Below are 10,696 nucleotides of genomic sequence, written 5' to 3' on the forward strand. Positions count from 1 at the left end.
CAATCAAAGTTTGCCATACGGAAACTTTCATCTGCGGCACAAGCTTCTCTTCGCAACGAGGCGGGAGATATGATCATCTCCTGATATTAGCCACAACCCCCACTTACAGAAGTGGGGGACATCTTTTGCCGAGTTATCAAATCAAAAAGGATTGAAGCATAACAGCCTCAACCCTTTGAAAAACTCAAACTTATTCCACATGGCGGATTGCTCCAACAGGGCACCCGCCCATGGCATCCTCCGCGTCCTCCAGTACATCCGCCGGAACATCACTGTCTATAGCAGCAGCCTGCCCTTCGTCTTTCAATGAAAAAACCGACGGGCAGATAACCGTGCATGCCCCGCAGCGCACACAGCTTTCATCAACGGTATACTTCATGGAAATCAGCCCTCGTGATGATGGTGATGACCGCAATGCCCACCTTCATGATGATGTCCGCAGTGGCCGCCCTCATGGTGATGATGGTGTTCATGACCTTCCCCATGATGTCCGCAGTGGTGGTCTTCGCCGTGATGATGGTCGCATGTTGCCTCACCGACCTGTGCAAGCGTTCCTGCAATCAGTGCTTTTACGGCCTCATCTGCTTCACCGCTGCAGCCCGCGTAAAGAGTGATGCCTGCTTCAGACAGTGCCATCTGTGCACCGCCGCCGATACCTCCGCAAATGAGTGTATCGACCTCTGCCTGCTTCAAAAAACCTGCGAGTGCGCCGTGTCCCTGGCCGTTTGTATCTACGACCTCTTCTTTTTCAATCGTACCGTTATTTACATCATACAACTTGAACTGCTGTGTATGTCCGAAATGCTGAAAAACCTCTCCGTTTTCATAAGTTACTGCGATTCTCATTACACCGCTTCCCTTCTTTTTCATATGTATAGATTCTTCCGTCTCACGCAGGCGATAGCTTCCGCCGGAAATAATAATGCGTCTTCCGTTTACCAGTGCATCTGCCAGTTTTTTTCGGGCGCTTTCATAAATTGATGTGACTGTCGTCCGCGCAATCTGCATGGCCTGCGCGCATTCCTCCTGGTTCTGTCCCAGCCAGTCAATACTGCGTATAGTCTCAAACTCGTCAAGACTCAGCATAACAGGTGCTTCAGTGCTTTCATCATCAGGAGAAAAACTCCAAAAATCGGGATATCCTCCGATACATCTGCACTTCGGTGGTCTCGCCATTCTGCCGCCTCCGTTTCTGACTTATGTCATCTATTATTTTACATTATTTATGACTTATGTCAATAACAAAAACTGCGGTCTCTTTCGGCCGCAGTTTTTCACTGTATTTAATTCTTTACACGTGCCTCTTTCCAGGCATCAATTCTTTTCAGGACGTTTTCCTGCAGGTTGCGGTAAAAAAACATATAATCGTATATATGATACGACCCATCAGGCAAAAATCCCAGCAGTGCAGGATATTCTTTCGGCGTAACCTCAGTCACCTTCAGCGTTCCACGTTCGGTATCTATGTGAGCGCCGCAAAGTCGGGGTATCTCCTTAACTATGGCTGCCTTTCCGTCAGCCTGGACATATCCCTTATTTAGCCCCTTCCCCGCATGTGTTCCGTCAGTTTTCCAGTTCAGCGGATTTATTGAAAGCATTTTTACTCCCTTTGGAACAATAAGCGACTCAGTAAGCTCCGGTGCCTCACATTCAAAGCTGACTATCACGCCTATATCCGATTCTCCTTTTGCTGCCTTCAACTGCGGATATTTCTCCGTCATTTCTCTTGTGCACGGCCACCCTATTGCATAAGCTGCCACCAGCTTCTGCGCGGTCCAAGGGCATGCAAACTCATCCTGCAAAAGACGGTATATCATATCCGCTCCCTGAGAAAATCCTGCCAATATAATCGGGCGCCCGTTATTCTCGTGCAAAAGGTAATAGCGAAAAGTCTCTCTTAAATCTTCATATGCCGAGTCAAGCGCTCTCTTGCACTGCTCTCCGCCGACAGAATAATCTTCAAGTGTTGCCATCTCGTAATACGGCGCGAAAACACGAGCGTTTTTGTTATATATGCCAATCTCCATATTTGTCGCGTTGAGAATAGCCTCCCGAGTCTTTTCGTCCTCAATGTCCGCGTTCACGCCCGTCACCACAGCAGTCGGGCAGACAAAGAACACATCTGCATCCTTTCCTTTAACATCAGCTTCATAATACATCCAGCGTGCAGGGTTACTGACAGGAATCCCCGATGCAAGAACTGCTTCCGCAAACAGTACCTGTGCAAAAACTGCAAACGCGATAAGTATACCGAAATAACTTCTGCGCTTCATCTTATCCGCCCCTCTTACTTTTTCCAATATGTTGATTTTCACTTGCTTACATCTATCCAACTGTACTCTCCCACCGCATCCTCAAGCTCGGGAATAGTAAGCTTCACTCCGCTGCAGTCATCACCCGCCGCAGGATAAACCACCTCATGATTTTTCAGGCTCTCATCAAGATATATTCTGCTGCCGTCCTTTACTCCGAAGGGGCATACTCCTCCCGGCAGATGGCCTGTAAGCTCCTCAACGCGGTCATAGGGAATCATCTTTGCCTTTGTATGAAACACATCCTTGAATTTATGATTATCGACCCTTGCAGTTCCTTCAACAAGAATCAGAACCGCCGCGTCATCAACAAGAAACGACACCGTTTTAGCAATAGCCGCGGGCTCAGTGCCAAGGGCCTGCGCTGCGAGCTCTACTGTGGCCGTTGATGCCTCCGGCACTATAATCCTGTCAGCATATCCCTTCTCTTCCAGATATGCCTTTGCACGTTCAAACGACATTACTGCGCCTCCATTACACATTTATTTTCTTTCTTTTAATCCTTTACAGGTCATTATACAGCAATTATTCAAATTTTGTTGCGCAAGAACAAAGTATTTTACCCGCACTTTTCACTGTTGTAATTGTTTACAGCTTGACACACATCTATCAATTTTGATATTATTACTATAAATAGAGTTGTGGTATTTACTTATTGGCCGCAAACGGAATTGACAGCCATTACCACGGTGCCGAGTCCTGCTCTGCAATGGATTTGCAGCTGGCTCGGATAGGGATGTTCACCTTTTCAGGTGTACAAGAAAATACAGTGGCACAGGGCTGATAATATAGCTTTGTGCTTTTTTATTTTGACGCAGGGACAGCGTCGCCCCACGCGGGTACAATCGAAAGGATTTGATTATCATGACCATGAAGGTCAAAAACAACACCTCCGCCACATCGACGCTGAATGTACTGGGGAGGAACCAAACTGAATTATCCAAGCAGCTTGCGCGCCTGTCCTCTGGAATGAGGATAAACGGCGCTGCTGATGATGCGTCCTCTTATGCAATCAGTGAACGTATGCGTGCGCAGATCCGCGGTGTCTCCCAGGATCTCAAAAACGCCCAGACGGCAAGAAGCCTGATGAATACCGCCGAGGGAGCTGTCTCCTCAACCGTTGAGATACTGAAGACCTTCAAGGAAAAAGCCCTTGACGCGGCGAACGACACAAACACCGATCAGGACCGCGCCATCATTCAGCGTGAGATTAACCAGCTCATTGCGCAGATTGATGACAACGCCCACGTTACCTACAACGGCAAATATCTCCTGAACGGCAGCATGGGCGGCAACGTCCCTGCCGATGAGCATGGTGTTGTCGTAGATTTCATGAGCTACCTTGACAACGCAAATCTCTCCGCACAGGAAGCACTTGATGGTGCTATTAACTATGCCTCAGGCGGTCTTTTCTCCGGCGAAAGTGACCTCATCAGCAGTTTCCTTGCCGACATGGCATCAGGGGATTTGCTGGACATTACCGGAATAAACCTTTCAAATGCTGATACAGGTGCCATTACAGGCTTAGACGCAGGCGGAGAAAAAGAAAAAAACGCGGTGAGCGTTGTTCCTGAAGACGGAAGTCCCTATACAGGCGGTGTGCCAAGCGGTACCACCGTAATCAATGGTCTCTCTGTCGTCTGGCCTGACACAGGAAGTGACTCGGCCAAGCAGGCTATCGCAAAAGCGTTAAACAATCAATGGCTCTCGCTTTGCACCGACCTTATTCAGGAATCCTTCGAGCTGAATTTCACCGACCCCGGCACGACAGTTCGCAGTATGACGGTAAATTTGTCTCCAACGTCAATTGGCGCAAACACCCTTGCACAGGTCGTATCCACATTTGACAGCACAGGCAAAACTATCGGGCTTGAGCTGCAGGTCAACATGGATTATTACGGAAACCTTGACCTTTCCGACGAAAACGGTGCTGTCGCCGGAGACCCCAATCAGCTTTACCTCGACCGCTGTATCGCTCACGAAATGGTTCACGCGCTGATGGCAGCAAATATCACGCATTTTGCCGACCTTCCGAAATACATCAAGGAAGGCGCGGCAGAGCTGGTACACGGTATCGACGACTACAGGAAAGTTACGATTGAAGCCATGGTCGCAGACCAGGCGAAATTAAAAAATGCGCTGGAAAACTCCGCGACTGCACCAGATGACGACGCGTATGCGGCAGGCTACATGATTCTCCGCTACATGGCGCACCAGGCAGCCAATGCAGAACCCGAAAAACGTATGGCATTCCAGATTGGGACCAAGGCAAATCAGGCCATCAAAATCGGCTTTGGCGATATGCGCTCCACTGCTCTCGGACTCAAGAAAGAGGACGGCACGACGCTCAGTGTCGAAACGCAGAAGAAAGCTACTGCAGCTATTACCGTTATCGACCGCGCTATTTCCAAGGCACTCAATCAGCAGACTACGATTGGTGCAATCCAGAGCCGCCTTGACTTCACGGCATCGAACATCATCACCGCTCACGAGAACGTCACGGCCTCGGAAAGCACAATCCGCGACGCAGACATGGCACTCACCTTCACTGAGTACACCAAGGCAAACGTACTCATGCAGGCAGCACAGGCTATGCTGGCACAGGCAAATCAAAACAGCAGCTCAGCGCTCTCGCTGCTGCAGTAAATCACCCTACAAAGAACAGACCGCCGTTCTGCACTGACGGCGGTCTTTTATCTGCTTATTTTCCCTGAGTTCCATTCGCCTTTACTTGTTGACAAATTCTGTTGTATAATAGGCTTTGATTCCAAAAATGAAGCTGATTAATTAAACATATTTTTCCGCATTAAGACTGGGAGGAGATACTGTCGAATGACACTGAAGAAAACCTATGCAGGCATCTTGGGAACAGGCTTTTATGTTCCTGAAAAAATATTAACCAATGATGATTTATCTAAAATCGTAGATACAAGTGACGAATGGATTACAGAGCGTACGGGCATAAAGGAACGCCGTATAGCTGCAGACGACGAAGCAACCTCTGATTTGGCAATAAAAGCTGCTGAAAGTGCTCTGAAAGACGCGGGCGTGACTCCCGACGAGCTGGATTTGATTGTTGTATGTACCCTTACATCAGACAGAATCGTCCCTTCTACGGCATGTATGATCCAGCACCGCTTAGGCGCAAAAAAAGCGGCGGCCTTTGATTTATCCGCCGCATGCTCCGGCTTCGCCTACGGGCTCAGCGTAGCATCGCAGTTTATTGAAACGGGTGTATACAGCAAAGCTCTTGTCATTGGCGCCGAAGCTCTTTCCAAATATATTAACTGGGAAGACCGCAACACCTGTGTTCTTTTCGGTGACGGTGCCGGAGCTGCGGTCATCGGGAATGTTGAGGAAGGCTACGGAATTTTGAGCTTTGACCTGGGAAGCGACGGTTCAGGCGGAGATGCAATCCAGATTCCGTCAAGCGGCAGCCGCCTGCCTGTCAGTAAAGAAACAATCGACCAGCGTCTGAACCTTATTCACATGAACGGCAAAGACGTTTTCAAATTTGCTGTTAAAGCTATGGGCAATACAGTAAAGCACTCCCTTGAAAAAATAGATATGCCGCAGGAAAAAATCGACTGGCTTGTGCCTCATCAGGCAAATATCCGAATCATCCAGTCCGCCGCAAAAAGACTGGATATGCCAATGGATAAAGTTGTTTTGACTGTACATAAATACGGAAATATGTCCGCGGCATGCATCCCTATTGCACTGTCTGAGGCCGCTGCGGAGAAACGCTTCAAAAATGGCGATATTATTGCACTGTCCGGTTTCGGTGCAGGCCTTACCTGGGCATCCTGCATCATCAGATGGTCCAAGGATAATTAACATATCAGTCAATAAAAAACCCCATGACTGCTGAAATGCAGTCATGGGGTTTTCAATTCGGAATTTAATTTTATTTTGCGACCATCGTATTGTTTTCGTTTCCATCACGTGGCACAGTATTATCTTGCTGCTGCCAGAATTTCCTCTTTGACCTTCTGGATTGCTTTCTGCATCGATTCGTCCTTGTCAATAATTTCCCCGAACTGAATCATGGCATTATCCACATCAGCCTGAGTGCAGTCAAACGGGAAAACAACATCCTGTATCTGAGTATAAGCATACTCATACGCTGCATAGGTATCCTCTACTTCTTTTCTCTCTTTTGGTGGGAGAGTTTTCGCTTCTTTGAGAGCTTCCGATGCCGCAATCATAGAAAGCGTCATTTCCGCAAGCTTCAGCATAGCGCGATCCTGCAGTTTGATCTTGGAATTTTTCGGCATTAAAATCATCCTTTCATATTTAGTTGAACGATGGGCACAAACTCGATTACCTTATCGCAAACCCTCTTTGACAGAGGATATTGGCTACTTCTAAATATTGGATAACCCGATTTTCCATAATCCATGTTTCATATTTGATTATACCACTATACAAACTATTTTTCTTTAAATTTTTATAGATAATATGCCCCCGAACAAAAGATGTTTTTCCCATCATTTGCCTGTTTAAAAATATACGTGATAAAATTGTATCAAATCAACCGTATGAAATCTTTCACAGAAAGCAGCTTTCGGAGGATAAATTTATGTCATTAAACATAACCGACGAGATGAAAACAAGCCGTACATTTCGGCTTCTGCAAAACGCAAAAAGCATCTGCTTTGCAGGCGATTCCTTAACAGAAGGAACCATAAACGGAGGAATACCATGGTATTTCCCCATCCGGCATTTAATACAGGGAAAGATTTTTAACGTTTCCCAGGGCGGTATGACGACAGCAGTTTTACTTGCCATATTTCTCAAAGAAATACTCCGTTCGGAGGCAGAGCTTTACGTTTTTGCCATAGGCGCAAATGACATTCTTTTCCGAGATCCTGAATTTTGCGCCGTAACAGCAGAAGAATACATTCAAAATCTCGAAAAAATCCGCAGTGCCGTCTACAGCCAACGCCCCGATGCAAAGTTCATATTCATCGCTCCATGGGTTGCAATGGACGGAGATGCGAGCATCATCGGCGGCATGAAGCCTCCCGACACAGACGCAGCCTACAGCAGCTTCACAGCCGCGCTTAAAGCCTGGTGCGGCCAAACGGGAGATATATTCATCAATGCCAATGATTATATCTCTGCCTACTTTGAAGCACATTCACAATACGAATATCTGATTGATTTTATCCATCCTAATTCTCATATTGGCGTCCAGCTGTATACAGAAGCCGTACTTACTCAGGCTCCTTAAAACAGCCGCACGCAGCAACAGACATAAAAACACTGCCGCAGGACAATGTCCTGCGGCAGTGTTTTTATTCACATATTAATATTATCCGCGCAAAGCGAGATTAACCATGAACGCAAGAGATACAATCCACATAATCGGGCTGATTTCTCTTGTTTTGCCTGCGCCCACCTTAAGAATCGTGTAGCTGACAAAACCGAACGCGAAACCGTTCGCAATACTGGAGGTCAGCGGCATCATGATGATAGTGAGGAACGCCGGAAGAGCGTCATCAAACTCCGCAAAGCTGACATATTTCATCTCGGACATCATGAGCGCGCCTACAACGATAAGTGCCGGACTTGTCGCGAATGCCGGAACAAGGCCAATGAGCGGAGCAAACACCAGTGATACCACAAAGAGCACAGCAACAGTAACAGCGGTAAGGCCTGTCTTTCCTCCCTCGGCAATTCCTGCCGCGCTTTCAAGATAAGATGTTACAGTAGATGTACCAAAAAGCGCGCTGAGCATTGTGCCCACTGCGTCAGTAGTCAGTGCCTTGTCAATATTCTCAATCTCTCCGTCCTCTTTTACGAGCTTTGCCTTTGACGTAAGACCGATGAGCGTTCCCATGTTATCGAAAAGCTCAACAACCGTAAAGGTAAAGATGATGGAGAAAATACCATACTCCCATGCGCCCTTTATATCAAGCTGACCAAAGGTAGCACTCATGGACGGCAGAGAGAAACTCATTATATCTCCGATTCCATGAGGCGTCGGCGAAAGTCCGAGTGCCATGCTCAGAAGAGTTACAGCAGCGATACCAATCAGTATAGCCCCCTTGACCTCTCGCACCATAAGAATACCTGTCAGCAGGAGTCCTCCAAGTGCAAGCATGGTCGAAGGCGCACAAACATGTCCCAGCGTAATATATGTTGCCTGGTCAGCAACAATGATACCGGTACCCTTAAAACCGATGAAAGCAATAAATGTACCGATACCAACGGTGATAGCGTGCTTCAGATTCACAGGGACAGCTCTGATTATCGCCTGACGTATTCCTCCAAGAGTCAGGAGGAAAAACAGCACACCTGAGAAGAACACCGCACCAAGCGCGACCTGCCATGGCAAGTGCAGCGTGCCTACTACATAGTATGTAAAGAACGCGTTGAGTCCCATGCCCGGCGCCAAAGCAACCGGATAATTAGCAAAGACGCCCATAAAGGTCGTTGTAAGGGCTGCCACCCAGATGGTAGCAGCAATAGCGGCTTCCTTAGGAATGCCCGCATCAGCGAGAATGTTAGGGTTGACGAACAAGATATACGCGACCGAAATAAAGGTCGTAAAGCCGGCTAAAAGCTCTGTCTGAACCGTTGTCCTCTTTTCCTCAAGATGAAAAAAACTGTTCAGCACACCGCCGGTTTTCTGTTGGGTTGCCATGAAAAATAATGCCTCCTGCCCTTATGCGGGCTCCACAATGTATTTTTGTACCATACGTACAGGACGGTACGATTCCTTCGCCGTTCTGAGCCCTTCAAGCCCCATATCTTCCTGTCTGTTGACAAAAGGAAGATCTGCCCACTCGTGCTCCAAAAAAGCCTGATTGATTACGGTGTACGCTCCGCGGATATCCGGCGCGCCTTTTTCAATATGGACTACCACCGTATCCTTATTTAACTGCTCTCCAAGAGTAAACGCCACAATCCGTTTTCCGATTCTTATAGCTGCGCCCTTAAGCTTGAAATAGTCCAGGTCGCTAAGAATCTCCATCACGGACTCACGCTCCGTTGCTATATACGGATCGTCCGGAGTCTGCTGCTGCAGCTCCTTATACCAGCCGTTCATGTTCAGCTTGCAGACAGGTACGATATCCTCCGTAATTGGAAGATATTCTGCCTCCGGATACTGGCGCCAAAAAGCATTCAAATGATTCTTCTTTGAATGATATTTACGTCCGGCAAGCTTTATAAGGTCTTGAGTATTATACACATAATCCGCCTCATCTTGGTTAGCCCTGGACTTCAGATTAAGACCCGGCAGCGCCTCATAATAGCGAAGCATTCTGCCCTCAATCCCGTACGCGTAAAACGGCACTCCCTCAGCCTGCACCCATGCAGCCTGTTTCTGCACCGCTTCCTCCATTTTCTCCTCAGGCCCGAACGGATTTAACAGCATGGTCTTTCCCTGCCACTGCGCCGTCATGTAAAGCACACCATCCTCGATGGCCCACTGCATGTGGAACGGCTCACGCCAGATATATACTGTTGTAAAATTATAGTGGGAATTCTCGTAGTAACGTGCCTTGAAGAACGAGTCGAGCAGTTCCTTGTCCTCCTTGCGCACAGGCTGAAATTCTATGATAACTTACCTCCTTTTTGCCTATTGAAATAATATATTATTATAACGCATTCATTCCGGTTTTGCCAATGGCAAAACATCCTCTGTCCGTGTTTCACCCCGGCTGATAATATATCGTGCCGTCCGGAATCCCCCCTCTCTTCGCGCAATATAACGCTATAATTTTTCTCTTCGTGATATACTTTTTTAAGTGAATTTAACCTAAACAACGCCCTTTCCTTTTCAGTTAAATTTCATCTGATTTGCCAGTTTCTTTTCATAAAGTTTATGTATATTATTAACCAAGCAAGGGGGTACAACCCCCAAGCGAAAAAAGCATATAATTCGCCGGTTTCTTATAACCCCTCTCCGAGAAATTGGTGCGTTATATACAACACATTTTTATTTTCATTCTCTATCTCCCTGAAAGGCCGGCAGCCTCCCCTAACTCTGCCGGCCTTTCACTTTGTAAAAAAGGGCTTCAGCGCTGACAATTAAGCGCTGAAGCCCTTTTTCATCCGATATGCATTATTGAAGAAGGCTCAATATTGCAGAACCATTCTGATTGGCCTGCGCCAACATGGACTGCGATGCCTGTGAAAGCACGCTCGCTTTCGTATACTCCGCCATTTCCTTCGCCATATCTGCATCGCGAATAGTGGACTCGGAAGCTGTGGTATTCTCATGCTGTACAACAATGTTTGACTCGGTCATTTCAAGGCGCATAATCTGCGCGCCCACAAGAGTGTTCGCGTTCGTCAGATAATCAATTGCTGCGTCCAAAAGTCCGCGCTCGTCCTTGGAAATATATTTTCCGCTGCGTGTAGTGCCTGCC

Annotated in this window: 11 protein-coding genes; 3 read left to right on the forward strand and 8 right to left on the reverse strand. The window is 47.4% G+C overall.

Annotated features, from left to right (window positions below; translation table 11 throughout):
• Nucleotides 1-190: 190 nt before the first annotated feature.
• The 4 genes from ACY69O_RS05890 to ACY69O_RS05905 all read right to left on the reverse strand — a co-directional run bounded on the left by ACY69O_RS05890 (nucleotide 191) and on the right by ACY69O_RS05905 (nucleotide 2,773).
• On the reverse strand, nucleotides 191-379 hold the full coding sequence (locus ACY69O_RS05890; RefSeq protein ID WP_462332536.1) for a ferredoxin: 189 nt from the start codon (nucleotides 377-379) through the stop codon (nucleotides 191-193).
• Nucleotides 380-384: 5 nt separating this feature from the next.
• Nucleotides 385-1,176, reverse strand: coding sequence for a DUF134 domain-containing protein (locus ACY69O_RS05895; RefSeq protein ID WP_462332537.1), 792 nt, complete (start codon nucleotides 1,174-1,176; stop codon nucleotides 385-387).
• A gap of 107 nt (nucleotides 1,177-1,283) precedes the next feature.
• Nucleotides 1,284-2,273, reverse strand: a complete 990-nt coding sequence (locus ACY69O_RS05900) for a DUF3089 domain-containing protein (RefSeq protein WP_462332538.1) — start codon at nucleotides 2,271-2,273, stop codon at nucleotides 1,284-1,286.
• 38 nt (nucleotides 2,274-2,311) lie between these two features.
• On the reverse strand, nucleotides 2,312-2,773 hold the full coding sequence (locus tag ACY69O_RS05905; protein ID WP_072936314.1) for a YbaK/EbsC family protein: 462 nt from the start codon (nucleotides 2,771-2,773) through the stop codon (nucleotides 2,312-2,314).
• Nucleotides 2,774-3,176: 403 nt separating this feature from the next.
• Here ACY69O_RS05905 and ACY69O_RS05910 point away from each other — a divergent pair, with 403 nt between their 5' ends.
• Nucleotides 3,177-4,958: a flagellin N-terminal helical domain-containing protein gene (locus ACY69O_RS05910; RefSeq protein WP_462332539.1), complete on the forward strand. Its 1,782-nt coding sequence runs from the start codon at nucleotides 3,177-3,179 to the stop codon at nucleotides 4,956-4,958.
• Between the two features lie 186 nt (nucleotides 4,959-5,144).
• Nucleotides 5,145-6,149, forward strand: coding sequence for a beta-ketoacyl-ACP synthase III (locus ACY69O_RS05915; protein ID WP_462332540.1), 1,005 nt, complete (start codon nucleotides 5,145-5,147; stop codon nucleotides 6,147-6,149).
• A gap of 119 nt (nucleotides 6,150-6,268) precedes the next feature.
• Here ACY69O_RS05915 and ACY69O_RS05920 read toward each other — a convergent pair whose 3' ends face one another.
• On the reverse strand, nucleotides 6,269-6,589 hold the full coding sequence (locus ACY69O_RS05920; protein WP_462332541.1) for a hypothetical protein: 321 nt from the start codon (nucleotides 6,587-6,589) through the stop codon (nucleotides 6,269-6,271).
• A 305-nt stretch (nucleotides 6,590-6,894) separates the two neighbouring features.
• Between ACY69O_RS05920 and ACY69O_RS05925 the strand changes: the two genes are divergently transcribed.
• Nucleotides 6,895-7,548 carry an SGNH/GDSL hydrolase family protein gene (locus tag ACY69O_RS05925; protein WP_462332542.1) on the forward strand — a complete coding sequence of 218 codons (654 nt, stop codon included), beginning with the start codon at nucleotides 6,895-6,897 and terminating at the stop codon, nucleotides 7,546-7,548.
• Nucleotides 7,549-7,629: 81 nt separating this feature from the next.
• On the opposite strand, the gene ACY69O_RS05930 is transcribed toward ACY69O_RS05925, so the two are convergent.
• The 3 genes from ACY69O_RS05930 to ACY69O_RS05940 form a co-directional block, all read right to left on the reverse strand.
• Nucleotides 7,630-8,964, reverse strand: coding sequence for an NCS2 family permease (locus tag ACY69O_RS05930; protein WP_462332543.1), 1,335 nt, complete (start codon nucleotides 8,962-8,964; stop codon nucleotides 7,630-7,632).
• Between the two features lie 21 nt (nucleotides 8,965-8,985).
• The gene (locus tag ACY69O_RS05935) at nucleotides 8,986-9,867 is read right to left on the reverse strand and encodes a DUF2156 domain-containing protein (protein ID WP_462332544.1); all 882 of its coding nucleotides are present in this window, start codon (nucleotides 9,865-9,867) and stop codon (nucleotides 8,986-8,988) included.
• Nucleotides 9,868-10,389: 522 nt separating this feature from the next.
• Nucleotides 10,390-10,696, reverse strand: a 307-nt coding sequence (locus ACY69O_RS05940) for a flagellin (protein WP_462332545.1), incomplete at its 5' end; no start/stop codon positions are given.

The organism is Schwartzia sp. (in: firmicutes) (assembly GCF_978017985.1).

What these genes read in the sequence shown, in the direction of transcription:
- ACY69O_RS05890 (WP_462332536.1), bottom strand. Translation starts at nt 379, where the DNA reads ATGAAGTATACCGTTGATGAAAGCTGTGTGCGCTGCGGGGCATGCACG.
- ACY69O_RS05895 (WP_462332537.1), bottom strand. Translation starts at nt 1,176, where the DNA reads ATGGCGAGACCACCGAAGTGCAGATGTATCGGAGGATATCCCGATTTT.
- ACY69O_RS05900 (WP_462332538.1), bottom strand. Translation starts at nt 2,273, where the DNA reads ATGAAGCGCAGAAGTTATTTCGGTATACTTATCGCGTTTGCAGTTTTT.
- ACY69O_RS05905 (WP_072936314.1), bottom strand. Translation starts at nt 2,773, where the DNA reads ATGTCGTTTGAACGTGCAAAGGCATATCTGGAAGAGAAGGGATATGCT.
- ACY69O_RS05910 (WP_462332539.1), top strand. Translation starts at nt 3,177, where the DNA reads ATGACCATGAAGGTCAAAAACAACACCTCCGCCACATCGACGCTGAAT.
- ACY69O_RS05915 (WP_462332540.1), top strand. Translation starts at nt 5,145, where the DNA reads ATGACACTGAAGAAAACCTATGCAGGCATCTTGGGAACAGGCTTTTAT.
- ACY69O_RS05920 (WP_462332541.1), bottom strand. Translation starts at nt 6,589, where the DNA reads ATGCCGAAAAATTCCAAGATCAAACTGCAGGATCGCGCTATGCTGAAG.
- ACY69O_RS05925 (WP_462332542.1), top strand. Translation starts at nt 6,895, where the DNA reads ATGTCATTAAACATAACCGACGAGATGAAAACAAGCCGTACATTTCGG.
- ACY69O_RS05930 (WP_462332543.1), bottom strand. Translation starts at nt 8,964, where the DNA reads ATGGCAACCCAACAGAAAACCGGCGGTGTGCTGAACAGTTTTTTTCAT.